Annotated in this window: 17 protein-coding genes; 9 read left to right on the top strand and 8 right to left on the bottom strand. The window is 55.7% G+C overall.

The features are described 5' to 3' along the window. Window positions 1-10: 10 nt before the first annotated feature. From VIN96_RS08785 to pseC, 8 genes are all read right to left on the bottom strand, one after another. On the bottom strand, window positions 11-808 hold the full coding sequence (locus VIN96_RS08785) for an imidazole glycerol phosphate synthase cyclase subunit (protein ID WP_331895512.1): 798 nt from the start codon (window positions 806-808) through the stop codon (window positions 11-13). After that, the gene (hisH, locus tag VIN96_RS08780) at window positions 808-1,434 is read right to left on the bottom strand and encodes an imidazole glycerol phosphate synthase subunit HisH (protein WP_331895510.1); all 627 of its coding nucleotides are present in this window, start codon (window positions 1,432-1,434) and stop codon (window positions 808-810) included. The genes VIN96_RS08785 and hisH overlap by 1 nt, the downstream gene beginning before the upstream one ends. After that, complete coding sequence (locus VIN96_RS08775; RefSeq protein ID WP_331895508.1) at window positions 1,434-2,627, bottom strand: N-acetyl sugar amidotransferase; 1,194 nt, start codon at window positions 2,625-2,627, stop codon at window positions 1,434-1,436. Before VIN96_RS08775 ends, hisH begins: the two co-directional genes overlap by 1 nt. A 19-nt stretch (window positions 2,628-2,646) precedes the next feature. Further along, entirely contained in the window at window positions 2,647-3,510 is an 864-nt protein-coding gene (locus tag VIN96_RS08770) for an SDR family oxidoreductase (protein ID WP_331895506.1), read from the bottom strand. 28 nt (window positions 3,511-3,538) lie between these two features. Beyond that, complete coding sequence (pseB, locus tag VIN96_RS08765) at window positions 3,539-4,555, bottom strand: UDP-N-acetylglucosamine 4,6-dehydratase (inverting) (RefSeq protein ID WP_331895505.1); 1,017 nt, start codon at window positions 4,553-4,555, stop codon at window positions 3,539-3,541. A 388-nt stretch (window positions 4,556-4,943) separates the two neighbouring features. Beyond that, window positions 4,944-5,444: a transcription/translation regulatory transformer protein RfaH gene (gene rfaH / locus VIN96_RS08760; protein WP_331895504.1), complete on the bottom strand. Its 501-nt coding sequence runs from the start codon at window positions 5,442-5,444 to the stop codon at window positions 4,944-4,946. A gap of 1 nt (window position 5,445) precedes the next feature. After that, a complete protein-coding gene (locus tag VIN96_RS08755; protein WP_331895503.1) occupies window positions 5,446-6,129 on the bottom strand; it encodes a winged helix-turn-helix transcriptional regulator in 684 nt (227 codons plus the stop codon). Between the two features lie 157 nt (window positions 6,130-6,286). Next, window positions 6,287-7,564 (bottom strand): UDP-4-amino-4,6-dideoxy-N-acetyl-beta-L-altrosamine transaminase, encoded by a 1,278-nt coding sequence (gene pseC / locus VIN96_RS08750; RefSeq protein WP_331895501.1) that lies wholly within the window; start codon window positions 7,562-7,564, stop codon window positions 6,287-6,289. A 237-nt stretch (window positions 7,565-7,801) separates the two neighbouring features. Here pseC and galE point away from each other — a divergent pair, with 237 nt between their 5' ends. The 9 genes from galE to VIN96_RS08705 all read left to right on the top strand — a co-directional run bounded on the left by galE (window position 7,802) and on the right by VIN96_RS08705 (window position 15,944). Then, window positions 7,802-8,788, top strand: coding sequence for a UDP-glucose 4-epimerase GalE (gene galE, locus VIN96_RS08745; protein WP_331895499.1), 987 nt, complete (start codon window positions 7,802-7,804; stop codon window positions 8,786-8,788). Window positions 8,789-8,894: 106 nt separating this feature from the next. Then, window positions 8,895-9,668, top strand: coding sequence for a glucose-1-phosphate cytidylyltransferase (rfbF, locus tag VIN96_RS08740; protein WP_331895497.1), 774 nt, complete (start codon window positions 8,895-8,897; stop codon window positions 9,666-9,668). Window positions 9,669-9,671: 3 nt separating this feature from the next. Continuing rightward, window positions 9,672-10,601 (top strand): glycosyltransferase family 2 protein, encoded by a 930-nt coding sequence (locus VIN96_RS08735; RefSeq protein WP_331895496.1) that lies wholly within the window; start codon window positions 9,672-9,674, stop codon window positions 10,599-10,601. Further along, window positions 10,601-11,665: a CDP-glucose 4,6-dehydratase gene (gene rfbG, locus VIN96_RS08730; RefSeq protein WP_331895494.1), complete on the top strand. Its 1,065-nt coding sequence runs from the start codon at window positions 10,601-10,603 to the stop codon at window positions 11,663-11,665. Before VIN96_RS08735 ends, rfbG begins: the two co-directional genes overlap by 1 nt. Further along, complete coding sequence (locus tag VIN96_RS08725; RefSeq protein ID WP_331895492.1) at window positions 11,662-12,897, top strand: class I SAM-dependent methyltransferase; 1,236 nt, start codon at window positions 11,662-11,664, stop codon at window positions 12,895-12,897. Before rfbG ends, VIN96_RS08725 begins: the two co-directional genes overlap by 4 nt. Continuing rightward, the gene (rfbC, locus tag VIN96_RS08720; protein WP_331895720.1) at window positions 12,897-13,433 is read left to right on the top strand and encodes a dTDP-4-dehydrorhamnose 3,5-epimerase; all 537 of its coding nucleotides are present in this window, start codon (window positions 12,897-12,899) and stop codon (window positions 13,431-13,433) included. The genes VIN96_RS08725 and rfbC overlap by 1 nt, the downstream gene beginning before the upstream one ends. Next, window positions 13,430-14,344 (top strand): NAD(P)-dependent oxidoreductase, encoded by a 915-nt coding sequence (locus tag VIN96_RS08715; protein WP_331895491.1) that lies wholly within the window; start codon window positions 13,430-13,432, stop codon window positions 14,342-14,344. The genes rfbC and VIN96_RS08715 overlap by 4 nt, the downstream gene beginning before the upstream one ends. Beyond that, complete coding sequence (locus VIN96_RS08710; protein WP_331895490.1) at window positions 14,344-14,928, top strand: CatB-related O-acetyltransferase; 585 nt, start codon at window positions 14,344-14,346, stop codon at window positions 14,926-14,928. The genes VIN96_RS08715 and VIN96_RS08710 overlap by 1 nt, the downstream gene beginning before the upstream one ends. Continuing rightward, window positions 14,925-15,944 (top strand): M23 family metallopeptidase, encoded by a 1,020-nt coding sequence (locus VIN96_RS08705; protein ID WP_331895489.1) that lies wholly within the window; start codon window positions 14,925-14,927, stop codon window positions 15,942-15,944. Before VIN96_RS08710 ends, VIN96_RS08705 begins: the two co-directional genes overlap by 4 nt. The last annotated feature ends 37 nt before the right edge of the window (window positions 15,945-15,981 follow it).

Raw genomic sequence — 15,981 nt, 5'->3', positions numbered from 1 at the left:
TTAGACGGGGCTAAAGCCGCATATCGATGTTTTTCGAGGCCAGATATCGTTTGACCTTGACCAGATTGTTATCGGAGAAAACCAACATGGTGCCGGCGCAAACGGCATCTGCGTCCGCGCGCAAGGCTTCTTCCAGATGGTCCAGCGTTCCGGCCCCACCATCCAAGATAATGGGGACGTCCACCAGGGGGCGGGCCTGTTTCAACAGGCTGATATCCATCCCGCTACGGGTGCCTTCCCGTCCCACCGACATCAGGCGGACTTCGCCTGCACCACGGGCCACGCCCTCGACAAGCCAATCTTTCCAGTCGCGATCTTTCACGGGAGCGTGTTCGCAAAAGTCGTAGAGGCTCCAGGTGTCACCGTCTTGCATAACATCGATGCCGAGCACGATCGCCTGACGGCCGAACGTTTCAGCAAGCTCGGAAATCAGTTCAGGATTGCGCAAGGCAGTTGTCGTTACGCATATTTTATCGGCGCCTCTGGCAAAACACTGCTGGGCGATGTCGAGTGATGAAATCCCTCCGCCGATGGTGAGGGGCATGAAACATTCCTGCGATACCTTTTCGATGGTCTCGAGGTCAGGGCCCCGACCTTCTCGCGAGGCTTCGATGTCGAGGATTATAAGCTCGTCTGCGCCTTGGGCGTTGTGGGCTTTTGCGGTGGTGTCCGCGCGTCCCGCATCCTGCCAATCCGCAAAACGCACGCCTTTTGCCAAACGGCCTTTTTGGAGCAGCAGGCTGGGGATGAGCCGCTTTTTGACGGTGCTTTGCGCCAAGGGCGCCGAGGTTGAAGTGGGAAAGTTCATCATGGGGCCCAAGACAGAAAGGCGGAAATCAAATGGTCGCCGTTCAATTGGCTTTTTTCAGGATGAAATTGCACAGCGAAAACCGTCTCGGTTTGAATGGCTGCGACCAAAGGAACCCCATGGGACGTGATGCCGGCGACAACGTCGTCGTTTGGTGTGCGCAATGTGAACGAATGATTGAAGTAGAACGTTGCATCGCGGCGTATACGCTGAAACATGAAGGCGGCGTGTTCCGTGGGCGTCACCACGTTCCAGCCGGTATGGGGGATATGAGGGCCTGCGCCGGGGATGCTGTGAAGGTCCACGACATCGCCTTCGATCCACCCCAAGCCTTCATGCTCACCATATTCGTGCAAGGTCGTGGCCAGAAGTTGCATGCCCAAGCAGATGCCGAGCATAGGACGCCCCTTGCCCCGTACCGTTTCGGTCAAGGCTGCGGCAAGGCCAGTGGCGCGAAGGTGCGCGAGGGCTTTTCCAGCGGCGCCGACACCCGGCAAAATAATGCGGTCGGCCTTCAGGACATCTTCCGGGGTGTGCGCGACATCTGCCTCATAACCCGCCATGTAAACGGCGTTTTGGACGGATGCGATGTTGCCCGCACCGTAGTCAACAATCGAAATGTTCATTATGGTTTCGATTTACCGTCTTTTTTTCGATCGCCGGTGATGCGGGTCCACTTGTCGAAGTCCGAAGGGGGCTTTTCGGCACGATTGCGTTGACGTGTCTCTTCGTCCGGGAATTCATGTGGCGGCACGAGGTGCGGCCGCACGAGCTCGAAATACTCTTCCTCTGTGATGCCAAGATAATGCAAAAAAAGGTCGAGAGCGAAGGGGCGCTTGCCGTCGTATTTTTCCGTAAGCTCCACGGCTTCGTCGCGCGTCATCCGTCCATTTCGAATATCGATCGACGTCAAATGCGCGGTGCGCCCGAAACCACGTTTAAGATGCTTGGTGTAATCACGCAGTCCCTGCATATAGCACTCAATTTTTTCGTACTCATACCCAGGCGGAACGCCTTCGACTTCGTCGCCTTCCCAGCCCAACTCATCCTCAATGATTTTCACCTGCTTTTTGACATCCCAAGGAATGTACGAACCAAGACAGATCGAACGGATGTTGCGCGAGCGAATTTCGCGTGCTGGCGGGAAGGTGTAAGGCTTTAAATCGCGTTCGGTAATGGGGTAGTCAGACACTTTGTCATTCAACATGCCGAGCATGTCTTCGGCATTGATGCCGAGATTGACGAGGGTGTTGAAGCGCCGCTCATCGACTTCCTCATCTTCGCCATATTCATAAAACGAGGTGTATTCAGACGAAGGTTCTCCCCAAATCACCAGGGGGATGTTCTGCCATACGGAAACCCACATGGGATATGCGAAAATACCGGTATGACAGTGCCAGCAGAAGTCCCCGCGACGCTTGAGGGATTCATACATCAACTTGCGAACGACTTGCCAGTTTGGCGTGAAGGTTTGGCAATCGACGCCAAGCGTGCGCAAAGTGCGCAGGTTGTTCTCAATCAGTTTCGGACGCATGAACGAATGGTCAAAGCGTACGACCAGCGGCTTGAGTTTCTTGACGCGCACCAAATACCACAGTTGAAACGTTGAGTCTTTGCCGCCAGAGAACGGCACGATGCAGTCGTAATCGTACTTGCCGCGAACGGACTCGATGATTTCGTCCAGTTCACGCCCTTTCGCGTCCCAGTCGACTTTGGTGTTTTTATATTCGATTTGACTGCATACCGAGCATTGACCACTGTCATCATATTCAAGAGTTTCAGCGGTTTCCGGCATGACGCATTTTGTGCACGTGCGCATTTCGTATTTCCTGGTGGGTCTATTGAGAGGCTTGCTCGGTCAGCTTTTCGATTTCGTCTATGAGTGTCGGCATTTGTACGCCAAGGGCCTTTTCAATTCGCTCGACATTTAGGCGGAGGTCCGCGGGGCGGGGCGCGCGGTCAGAATTGTCGAGGCCGCTGGCCGCCCGGGTGTTGGCGGTATCGAAACCGAAAAGGCGGGCAATTGCGATACAGAAGTCTTTTTTCGATAACCCGCAACGGCTGCCCAGATTGTATGTCCCGTGGATTTCTTTGCGAATGCTCTGTGCGACATAGTCGCTTAGCGTTTGCATGTGCAAAGGGGAAAAGTACATATCGGCGAACAGCATCAGAGGTTCTTGACGTTTGAGTTTGGCGAAAAAGAAATCACTGAGACTCATACGTCCGGGAGTTCGCGATGGGCCAAACATATTGGTCCGAAAAACAAGGTTGCGCCCGTTGGACATCACGGCCTGTTCACCGGCAAGTTTTGACGAACCATACACATTGACCGGGGCAGGTTGATCGGTTTCTGAATTGTCTTTATGCCGTCCCGAGTACACTTGGTCGGTGGAGATATATACCAGTCGCGCCTTATGTTCTGACGATAATGCGGCCAATGTTTCGCAGGCGACATGGTTGAGGCGTTTTGCTTCTTCAGGTTCCGCCTCACATCGGTCAACGTCGGTCAACGCCGCAGTATGTATGACAATGTTGGGGCGTAAGTTTTGAAACAGCTGCTGAACGGCCAAAGTGTCGGTCAGGTCGCACGAAACATCACCACCGCTACGCGACGTGGTAACGACCCTGCCCATGCTTTGCATGGTTTCGGCAAGATATGGTGCGAGAAGGCCTGTGGCGCCAGTGATGAGTATCGTGTTCACAACGAGAGTTTTGACGTTTCAGTTTTTGTTAATCGAGTAAGGATGCAAAATCTTCAACGCTGAGCCATTCAGTGTTGTTGTCACTCGAGTACGAAAAGTCTTCCGCAACGGGAATTTCGTTTTCATAACATTCAACTTCGCTGTCAAACATGATCGTTGGCTTAATGATAAAGCGGTCGGTCAGCATCACGGTGTTGCGGGCGTCATCTTCGGTGATCATGATTTCGTGAAGTTTTTCACCGGGGCGAATGCCGATGACGCGTTGTTCCAGGTTGGGGGCCATCGCGGTTGCGATATCGACCACTTTCATGCTGGGGATTTTGGGGATGAACAGCTCGCGGCCCTTCATCATCGCCATGCTGGAGATAACAAAGTTTATGCCTTGTTCCAGTGTAATCCAAAAACGCGTCATTCTTGGGTCGGTAATGGGCAGGTGATCGGCGCCTTCGTCGATCAGTTTTTGGAAGAAGGGAATCACACTGCCGCGTGAGCCAAAGACGTTGCCGTAGCGCACGACGGAGAATTTAGTCATGCCGGCGCTTAAGTGGTTTGCGGCAACAAAAATTTTGTCGGAAGCAAGTTTGCTCGCGCCGTACAAGTTTAGCGGACTTGCTGCTTTATCAGTCGACAATGCGACGACCTTGTCTACGCCACACCGGATCGCCGCTTTGACAAGGTTTTCGGCACCAATGACGTTGGTATGGATGCACTCAAAGGGATTGTATTCGGCGGCGGGGACGTGTTTCAACGCTGCGGCGTGGATAACAATATCAACGTCGCGCATCGCCATTTCGAGGCGGTCGAGGTCTCGAATATCGCCAATAAAGAAACGCAAGATGTTGGTGTCGTACTGGCTGAACTCTTGCGCCATTTCATATTGCTTGAGTTCATCACGCGAATAAATGATGAGCTTGTTGGGTTTATACTTTTTGAGCACAGCGTGACTGAACGCTTTGCCAAATGAGCCTGTGCCCCCTGTAACCAGTATGTTCTTACCATTCAAATCGGGCTGCGGCGTTTCAAAATTGTGCATGATGGTGTGCATCTAACTCTCGTGATTTGTGTCTATTTCAAAAGAATATGCGCTCAAGGAGTAACGCAAATGAACCGCACTGTACATTGTGTGGGCACGCTACAGCCATGATATGCCTGCACGGGGAGTGCGGCATTGCGCGTGACGAAACGTGCGTAAGCGACAGGGGCGATGTGCAGGCCAAGCAAGGTTCCAGGCAAGCTACCGCAGGCCGGGTGAAAGCGCCTGAAGGCGCTTTCCAGCTGCAATTGCGCCAGTGTTCATGCTGCGAACGGTCAAGTCAAGGGGTATGTTTGTGTGCTCAAAAACAAGCTAAATATTAAATTAAATCAATGTCTTGGGTCGGGCTTGCAGGGGGTGAGTGTGGATGCCTTGGCATGTCGAGCACAAGAAACGTTTTTCATGGGTCGGCGATAAACGACGATGAGATTTTGACCCGCGTATTTTGGCCTAAGATGTTGAGTAGAATGTGGATTCTATTGTTCGCGCTATAACTGTCGAAAATGCCTTCCATGTCGCTAAACGGGCCTTCTGTAATGCGAACCTTGTCACCTTTGGCTAAAGGTTTTTCGGGCAACATGTCGATGTAGCCTTCGGAATTCGTGCGAGCGCGAATGTATTCAATGACCGAATCGGGGATCGGTGTCGGACGGTCGCCCTCGCTTACGATATGGCTTATGCCAATGGTAGACGCCAATTTGCGCCATTGATGACACTCGATATCAAATTGAATAAAAATATATCGGGGGAAAAGAGGGGTGGCGACGGTTTCCGTTTTGCGGGCATGCCGACGCTTTTTGAGATACTGCGGCAAAAAAACCGTAAAATTTTGCGCATTGATGTTTATTTGGGCTTTGTGCTCGGAGTTGGGCTTGGTGTACGCGACATACCAGCGCAGCATGTCAAAGATCTCTTTTGTTTTTGCTGATACACATAAACTCGGGGGCCAAGATGGGCTTTTGGGGGAAGCGTGCCACTAAGTCATCGTACGTGCCTTGAGCGTTGGTCAAGTTGGTGATGACAATGGTATCAAAACTGTCCTGTTCCGGCAGATCCGCCAAAACAGGCACGTTGTGGTAAAGATCTTGTGTGCAATCCGGATCAATGACGCATTGAAGGTGAACGTCGTGATTGTTTGCGCAAAGCAGTGCGATTTCCGTCAGATCGCTGATTGAATGCAATGCGACGCGATGCCAGCCATTTTCGACGCAGAGCATAAAGATATCTTCGCATTGAGATCGCGCGCGTCGGTAAAAATTAAAGGATGTTGTTAAGTACTGCGCTGTAAGGCGGCTTTTCTCTGAAAAGCCTTCGGCAGTGAGATAGTAGGCATATCTATTGCGAGGAATTTGCTGAGCTTTGATCAAGCCCTTACGAATACACCGCTTAAGATAAGCGTTGGTCAGGCCAAGAGCGATACCGAGCTCATTCGCCAAATTGCGTTGCGTAACCTCATGATTTTCATGCACGGAAGATAGAACGTTAAGGGTGATTTCATCTTCGTGTTTCATTGGGGCATCTGACATGGCTTGTCGAATTTCACCTTTGATAGTGATTGCAATCAATTGCAAAATTGCACCGTTCACACCCTGAACGTTATGCCGAGCATATAGCTTTCGAACATATGGCGTCAAGTCGCCGGTGTGGTATGGGGCAGACCTTTATGACGCCGGAAAGAATGCGGAAGACAAATAGAACTGAGACCTTGTGCGCAATAAAAACGAAGGGATTTTCAGGGGGGGATTAGCGCAAGCCGGTGGCGGCCTTTAAAGCCTCAACAACCCTCACAACATCTTCATCCTGTAGATCGGGGTAAAGGGGAATGGATAGGCATTGCGCGTAATACGCATCAGCCCCCGGAAAATCTTTCACGCCATACCGTTCTTGATAGTAGGGCTGGTGATGAACCGGTAGATAATGTACCTGAGTTCCAACCCCCATGTCAGACATCCTATGCATAACGGTGGAACGACTGACGCCGATTTTTTCGAAGTCAATTAAGACCACGTAAAGATGCCAGGCCGGGGTGCCATTGTTCATATGTGTGAGTGGCCTGACCGCCGGATTCAGGGGGGCGATAAGTTCATCGTATAGTGATGTAAGTTGCTGGCGGCGCTGGACAAATCTAAATAGCTTTTTCAATTGGCTGCGCCCCAATGCGCAGTTGATGTCGCTAATTCTCAAGTTGTAGCCCAGTTCGTGCATTTCGTAATACCAGGGGTTGGGCGCGCCGGAAGCGTCCAGTCCCAGGTGGGGGTTTTTGAACTCATTGGCGTCTTTCGTTACGCCATGGATGCGCATGCTTTTAAGACGCTTATAGAGTTCTTCGTCATTGGTGGTGACCATGCCGCCTTCGCCGGTGGTGATGGTCTTTACAGGATGCAGCGAGAATACCGACATCTCGCTCATCGCACACGATCCAGTCGGGGTGATGGCGCCCATGGCGTCGAATATGTTCGCGCCAAGTGCGTGGCAGGCGTCTTCGATGACGGCGATACCATGTTGCTGCGCGAGTTTACGGATTGCCGGCATGTCCACGCATTGCCCAGCTAGGTGAACCGGAATCACGGCCTTGACGTTGTCCACACCGTCCAGGGCCGCGCGAAAGGTATCTGCAGTCATAAGGCCCGTGGTCGGATCGACATCGCAAAACACAACGTCTGCGTTGACATAAAGGGCGGCATTCGCTGTGGCCAGAAAAGTCATCGTCGGGACGATGACTTTGTCACCTGAGCCCAGATTTAGAGCCATGGTCGCCAAATGCAAACCAGCTGTGCCGCTGGAGCAGGCAACGGCGTACTTGGCGCCAGTGGCATGTGCGAACTCTTGTTCAAAGCGTTGAACCTCGGGGCCCGTGGTCAGCCAGTTGGAGTTCAAGGCATCGACGACGGCCTGAACGTCCGCTTGGTCAATGGATTGGCGGCCATATGAGAGGGGCGCTAATGAGGCGGCGTCGTTAACAGGCGCGGGCCCAAGCGTGGATGGAACAGGCTTATGGGTTTTGCCATGAGTGCCAGTCATAATATGGTCGAGCCTTCTTGCTCTCATCCCTCATGTAGGTGGAGGGGATTTTGAAAAAAAATCAAAACGATCATTTCTCGATCGTGACTGATACGTTACGTGAATAGTGTTAGAACGTCAAGCTGAGGCGGTGGTTTGTCGGGGGGCGTTTAGAGCAGAAAAAATGGGTAAATGATTGAGATTGTCTACGTCCGTGGGATATAGAATGTTGTCCGAATTAAAGGGTTGTGAGGCACGATGAATACTAAAGTGATCGTCACTGGCGGCGCCGGATATGTCGGCTCTCATGCGTGTAAGGCGCTGGCGGCGGCGGGCTACACCCCGGTCAGTTTCGATAATCTCAGCAACGGCCACGATTGGGCGGCCAAATGGGGGCCGTTGGTGGTGGGCGACGTGCTCGACCCGGCGGCACTGGACGCCGTGATCGCGGCGCACAAACCCGCTGCGGTGATGCACTTCGCGGCTTTGATCGAGGTGGGTGAATCCGTCAAGCGGCCTGAGGATTTCTACCGCACCAACGTCACCGGTACCCTCAATCTGTTGGAAGCGATGAGCCGCGCAGGCGTTCGCGACATAGTTTTTTCCAGCACCTGTGCGGTGCACGGCGATGTCGGCGACGCGTTGATCACAGAAACTTCGCCGATCGCACCGATCAGCCCCTATGCCAAGACCAAAGCGGTGGTGGAGGGAATGTTGGCGGATTTCGCCGCCGCCCACGGGTTGAACGCGACGGCGCTGCGCTATTTCAACGCATCTGGCGCTGACCCCGACGGCGAACTCGGCGAAGCCCATGACCCGGAAAGCCATCTGATCCCCATCGCCTGCCAGGCTGCTTTGGGGCAGCGAGCGGGGATGTTCATTTACGGCGACGATTACGCCACTCCTGATGGCACCTGTGTGCGCGATTATATTCACGTATCGGACCTAGCGACCGCGCACGTCAAGGCTTTGGATCGGTTGCTCGCCGGACAAGCGGGGCTCGAAGCGTTTTGTCTCGGCGGGGGCGTGGGGACCAGCGTGCGCCAAGTTCTCGATTCCGTGAAACGCGTTTCAGGCGCTGATTTCGATGTCCAAATACAACCCCGCCGTCCCGGTGATGCGCCGATGTTGGTGGCGAATGTAGGCAAGGCGCAGTCGGTTCTGAATTGGACCCCTGAGCGCAGCGATCTCGATGTCATCGTCGAAACGGCCTGGAATTGGCACAAAAGCCAGGCAAAAGCCTGAGCACACGCTTGTGAGCCAAGCCGGAGTTCGTTAAAAGGAGGCAAGGTTTCGCAAGGCTTACGGGTTTGCGGCCAATTTGTTTTTTATTTTGATCTGGGGATCGTTCATGAAAGTCGTCATTCTCGCCGGGGGATTTGGGACCCGTATAGCTGAAGAATCCGACCTGCGGCCCAAGCCAATGGTTGAAGTTGGCGGTATGCCGGTCTTGTGGCACATCATGAAGATGTATGCCTCTCACGGTTTGACGGATTTCATCATCTGTCTGGGCTATAAGGGCTACATGATCAAGGAGTACTTCGCCAACTATGTCCTGCACCGTTCCGATGTGACGTTGGATTTGGCGAAGAACGAAATCACCTATCACGCCACAGATGCCGAAGACTGGCGCGTGACGTTGGTTGATACCGGCCCCAACAGTATGACCGGTGGCCGGGTTAAGCGTGTTGCGCGCTATCTCGATGCCGACCAGCCGTTCTGCATGACCTACGGAGACGGCTTGTCGGACGTGGACATCACCGAGTTGCTGGCCTTTCACAAAAAACAAGGCCGCGACGCCACTGTGACGGTGGTGCGCCCGTCGGGGCGTTTTGGCGCAACACGCCTGGATGGCGATCAAGTTACAGCCTTCGTCGAAAAGCCGGCCGGTGAAGGCGACTTCATCAACGGTGGCTTTTTCGTTTTGGAGCCCGGTGTCCTGGACCGCATAGTCGGCGACGACACCATATGGGAGCGCGAACCGCTGGAAGGTCTCGCCAAAGACGGCCAACTTAGTGCATTCCATCATGAGGGCTTTTGGCAGCCGATGGACACGTTGCGCGAAAAACGCATGCTCGATGATTTGTGGACCAGTGGCCGAGCGCCCTGGAAAACCTGGGACTGAAGCATGACATCTGTTGAGGGCGGTGCCGAGGAAGCCTGGGCGCGGACGACGACCATCATCGTCACCCACCATTCCGGCGCCGTCATTGGGCCGTGTCTTGACAGCGTAGCGCGCGCTACGCGCATCATTGTGATCGACAATGAAAGCGCCGACGATACCCTCGATATCGTACGCCAGCGCATGCCCAGGGCCGAAATCATCGAAAACCCGGTTGGCGTCGGATACGGGAATGCAGCCAACCAAGGGCTGGCCCTGGTGCAAACCGAATTCGCGCTGCTGATGAATCCGGACGCCGAATTTGTCGACGAAGCGCTTGCAAGCTTGGTGGCCGAAGCCGACGTCAATGCCGATGCAGGCCTGTTGTCGCCGCTTTTGGTCGGCACCGACGGCGATTTCGACAGAGCGTGGAACGGGCCGCTGTTTCAGCGCGATTTAATGCCCGGCAACCGTAAATCCGAGCCCAAACCGGAAGGCAGCTTTTGTACCTGGGTGGTATCGGGTGCGGTGAACTTGGTGCGCATGTCTGCGCTCAAGTCGGTGGGCTTTTTTGACGACGCCATTTTTCTTTATCATGAAGACGACGACATCTGTTTGCGTTTGATGGCAGCAGGTTTCAAGGTCTTGGTCGTGCCCGATGCTGTGGCGCATCACATCGGTGGCGGATCCATCGGCAGCGGCCGGGATCGCCTTTGGGAAAAATTCTACAACTTGTCGTGGTCTCGGTTATATTTCGAGGCCAAGCACCACAGTCCCGCCGCCGCGCGGGTGCTGGGCTGGCGGCAAGTGCTAAGGTTTGGGCTCAAGGCCCTGTTGCTATTTCGGCCTCAAAAGGCGTACCGCGATGCGGCGCGTTTTTGTGGGGCTCTGGCCTACATGCGGGGCAGGCCCGCATCGAAAACCACCACCCGTGCGCGACCGGAAGGAACCGTTTGATGAGTATCCATATCACCCCGGAGTTTTGGCGCGGCAAGCGGGTGTTTTTGACGGGGCACACGGGTTTCAAGGGCACCTGGATGGCGCTGTGGCTGGAAAGTCTGGGCGCTCAGGTTTGGTGTTATGGGCTGGCGCCGGAAACGGATCCAAGCCTGTTCGATTTGTTGTCGCCGTGGTCGGGGCTCAGATCCACCATCGGCGACGTACGCGACGGTGCAGCGGTTCGTGCCGCGGTGGCTGAGGCTGATCCGGAAATCGTCATCCACATGGCGGCCCAAGCCTTGGTGCGGCGGTCGTACCGCGAACCGGTGGACACGGTGGCGTCAAACGTCATGGGCACAATCAATTTGTTGGAGGCCCTGCGGGATGCAAACCATTTGCGTGCGGCGTTGATCATCACCAGCGACAAGGTCTATCAAAATACCGATGACGGCGAAGCGTTCGCCGAAGACGCGCCGTTAGGCGGGGACGATCCCTATTCGGCGTCTAAGGCGTGCCAGGAGATCGTCACCCAGTCGTGGGCGAAAAGCTATTTTTACGATCGCGACGCGGTGATCGCCACGGCGCGTGCGGGCAACGTCATCGGCGGCGGTGATTTTTCCGAAGACCGGCTGATTCCCGACATTTATCGTGCCTTGGCCGGCGGCGAGAAACTGACCTTGCGCAGTCCCGATGCGACCCGGCCGTGGCAGCACGTATTGGATTTAAACGCGGGCTATCTGATGTACATCGAACGCTTGATGAGCCAACCCGACGCGACCCCGCGCGCCATCAACTTCGGTCCGCCACCGGGCCCCAGTGCCACGGTCGGCGCGATCACGGATAAGATGATGGCGGCTTTGGGCCAAGATATGGATCCCGATGTTCAGCCGTCGAAGCTGAAGGAAAAGACCTTGCTGTCGGTGGACGCGACCTTGGCGCGCGAAGTGTTGGGCTGGTCGGCGCGTTTGGATGTGGACGACGCGGTGCGTCTCACCGCCGATTGGTATGGGGCATTTTTGAACGGTGCGGATGCGCGTGAGTTGACCGCTCGTCAATTGAAAGAGTACGGAGCCGAACTATGACCACCCCCCTTTGCACGTGCCGGTTCTGCGGTTCCGACATCACCTTGAGCTTGGTCGACTTGGGCCATCAACCGCCATCGAACAGTTATCTGCCGAGCGCCGAAGCGGAGGAAAAAGCCTTCCCGCTGCACGCCGTGGTGTGTGAGGACTGTCATCTGGTGCAGTTGGCCGACGACGTGCCGGCTGACCAGATCTTCACCGCCGATTACGCCTATTTTTCATCGTATTCCGCGAGCTGGGTGGCACACGCGAAGGCCTATGCCGACGCCATGATCGATCGCTTCGGGCTGGGAGCCGGCAGCAAGGTGGTCGAGATCGCCAGCAACGACGGCTATTTGTTGCAACACTTCGTGAACGCAGGCGTTCAGGTTTTGGGGGTCGATCCGGCGGCGGGCTGCGCCGAAGCGGCGCGAGCAAAGGGCGTGCAAACCGAAGTTGCGTTCTTCAACGCCGAAACCGCGACGCGTCTCAAATCGGCCGGTCACGGCGCGGACCTGATGGCGGCGAACAATGTTCTTGCCCATGTCCCCGACATCCGCAGTTTCGTCGAAGGCTTTGCGATTTTGCTCAACGACGACGGTGTGATGACGGTTGAGTTCCCGCACCTTTTGAACCTGCTCAATCTGGTGCAGTTCGACACCATCTATCACGAACACTATTCGTATTTGTCGCTGTTGGCGGTGGAGCGGATCTTCGGTGAGTGTGGGCTGAAGGTTTTTGACGTCGAAGAACTGACCACCCACGGCGGTTCACTCAGAGTGTACGCGTGCAAATCAAACAGCGCCGCGCACGCCGAACAGCCGGGCGTGGAATTCGTGCGCGTTAAGGAACGCGTTGCCGGTCTGAACGCGCGGGCAACCTACGAAGGCTTCGAGGCCAAATGCGAAGGCGTGCGCGAAGGGCTGTTGGCGTTTCTCGATGCGGCGGCATTGGACGGCAAAACTGTGGCAGCTTACGGTGCGGCGGCCAAAGGCAACACGTTGCTAAATTACGCCAATGTCGATACGGCCCTCATCGAGTTCGTGTGCGACGGTAACCCCGCCAAACAAGGCAAGTACCTGCCTGGCAGTCGGATCCCGATCCTTGCCCCCGATCACATCGACTCTGCTCAACCCGATTACGTGTTGATCTTACCGTGGAATATCCGCGCCGAAGTTTCAGCCCAACTCAGCCATATTCAAGCTTGGGGCGGAAAGTTCGTCGTCGCCGTACCGGAAATCGAGGTGTGGTGATGAAATTAACTCCGCTGGAAATTGAAGGCGCGGCGCTTATCGAGATCGAGCCCATTCATGACGAGCGGGGTTTTTTTGCGCGCAGTTTTTGCCGCCAAGCATTCGCGGATGCCGGACTGACGCTGAATATCGTGCAGAGTAATCTGTCGTACAACGCCCAAAAAGGCACGTTGCGCGGGATGCATTACCAGGCTCAACCGAACCCAGACCCGAAGCTGGTCAGTTGCATCCAGGGTGCTATCTTCGACGTGGTGGTGGACATCCGCGAAGGCTCAAAGACATTTTGCCAGTGGTTCGGCATTGAGCTTACGGCCGACAATCACAAGGCTTTGTTCGTCCCACCCGGCTGTGCGCACGGTTTCATCACGCTCTGCGATGACGCCTTGGTGCAGTACCAAATGGGCGAGACCTTCGTTCCCGGTTTGGCGCGCGGCGTGCGTTGGAATGATCCGGCGTTTGGCGTTGAGTGGCCACTGCCCCCCAGCATAATCTCGGATCGCGACGCAACTTTTCCCGACTTTAGAGATGACACATGACACGCGTATTGGTCACTGGTGCGACGGGCTTGATCGGCAAACACGCGATCGCGGCATTGGTGGCGCGAGGGCTTGAGGTTCACGGTGTGGCGCGCGCCCGGCCGGCATCGTCACCGCCGGGTGTGATTTGGCACAATTGCGATCTGTTGACGCCGGGAGCCGTGGAACGTTTGGCCGAAGAGGTGAAGGCGACACACTTGCTGCATTTGGCATGGGTGACGGAGCACGGGCAATTTTGGAACGCACCGCAAAATCACGATTGGCAATTGGCGTCCCAGCGTTTGGTTGAAGCATTTCGCAGCCAAGGCGGCACCCGTGTGGTGATGGCAGGATCGTGCGCCGAATACGATTGGACCCGGTTGGGCGATGGTGTGTGCCGAGAAAACGAAACACCGCTTAAGCCCCACACCTTATATGGGCAGAGCAAGCTGGAATTTTCGCGTTGGCTGGCGGCGTATGCGGCAGAGACGGGATTAAGCCAGGCCTGGGGGCGGGTGTTCTTGCTTTACGGTGTCGGCGAAAACGAAAACCGTCTGGTCCCGTCGATCGTCTTGGCGCTGAACGCCGGGCGCGAGGCGAAATGTTCGTCGGGGGTTCAGGTGCGCGATTTCATGTCTGCGCGCGACGTTGGTTGGGGGTTCAGTGCTTTGTTGATGAGCGACGTCGAAGGCGCGGTCAACGTCGCCACCGGCGAGCCGCACACCATCGCCGAGGTCGCCACGACGCTGGGTGAGTTTTCCGGCCACCCAGAACTGGTGCGCCTGGGGGCGTTTGCAGACCGCCCGGACGACCCGCCGGTGCTGGTGGCGGATGCGACCCGCTTGCGCGATGAGGTCGGTTTTAGCCCAGCAATGGGCTTTCGCAATGCGCTCAAACAAGCGTACGATCAAATCCGAAACGGAGCGGATTGATGTCGAAGCTGATGCGAAAACTCAAACGACTGTTCGGCGGCAAACGCAGCCGCGACATCTTGCCCGATTACGTTTCCATCGGCCGGGGCACTTACGGCTTGGACCGCAACGCCTTTCAGGGGCTGTCGCCGGACGCGCCGATTTCCATCGGCAATTTTTGTTCGTTCGGTTTCGGCGTGGTGATTTTTTCCAAGGCCGATCACCCTCTTGATTTGCCATCGACATATCCTCTGCGCACCATGCTCCTGCATCCCGGACACGGCGATCAGGACGCGGTGAGCAAAGGTGGCGTCACCATCGGCCACGATGTGTGGGTCGGCGCACGGGCGATGATCTTGAGCGGCGTGACCATCGGCAACGGTGCGGTGATCGGCGCGGGTGCGGTGGTCGCCAAGGATGTCGAGCCTTATGCCATTGTGGTTGGCAATCCGGCCAAGGTGGTGAGAAAGCGTTTCAGCGCCCCGCAGATCGCCGCATTGGAAAAGACCCAGTGGTGGAACTGGCCCGACGACAAGATTCGCGCCTTTGAAAGCCGGTTTTACGGCGATATCGAGTCCTTCATCAAAGCCGCAGAGGCCTCATGAGCCATCATTTCATCCGCGTGTTCGCCGTTGTTGCTTGCCTTGTTGGCATGCCGGTTTTGGCGGTTCAGGCTGGTGAAGATCATTTTACGCTCGCCCTGCCCGTCGATTGTCAGCCGGGTGCGACGTGCTGGGTCGTGAATTATGTCGATCTCAAACCCGGCCCGGGGACGTTAGATTACAATTGTGGCGACGCCACCTACGACGCCCCCCCCGGTGACCAGCACAAAGGCACCGATTTCGCGGTTCGCGACATGGCCGCAGTGCGCAAGGGGGTGGCGGTGTTCGCCGCCGCATCCGGACAGGTCATCGGCAAGCGCGACGGGATGGCAGACATCAGTTTCGAAGGCGTCAAAGACGCCTCCGTCGCCAATCAAGAGTGCGGCAACGGTCTGCGAATCCGCCACGATAACGGCCTCATCACCCAATACTGTCACATGCGTCAAAACAGCGTGATGGCCAATACCGGCGATCGTGTGGAACGCGGACAGCAATTGGGCATGGTGGGTTTGTCCGGCCAGACCGTGTTTCCCCATCTGCATTTTCAGGTCGAGCGGGGGGCTGAAATCGTCGATCCCTTTGCCGGTCTGGATCGCACCCAAACTTGCGGTATTGGAGAAAACACGCTGTGGGATGCGCAAACTCTGGCGAAATTGCCCTACCAACCGACCGCGATCTATAACGTCGGATTTGCGCCGGGAAAACCGGATCTGAAGGCCATCCGCGACGGGCAATATCAAGATCAGGCGTTCGATGCGTCGTCGTCGGCCATGGTTGTGTGGGCGGAATTTTTCAGGATCCGCGCCGGTGATGAAATCGTCATCACGATTACCGATCCAGAGGGGCACCAAATCCACAATCAGCGCATTCCACTCAAGGCCAACAAGGCCCGCTATTTCGCGTTCAGCGGCTTGCGCTTGAAAACGCCGAGGTGGCAGTCGGGAACGTACCGAGGATATGTTTCGCTGATCCGCAACAATGAAACCATCACGGTTTCTCGTGAAACTGATGTGCGATGAAAAAACGCCATCTCATCGCCTGATGTGTCAGGCAAAA

The sequence above is a fragment of the Magnetovibrio sp. genome (assembly GCF_036568125.1).
Lineage (GTDB): Bacteria > Pseudomonadota > Alphaproteobacteria > Rhodospirillales > Magnetovibrionaceae > Magnetovibrio.
This window is presented reverse-complemented; position numbering and strand designations above follow the sequence as displayed.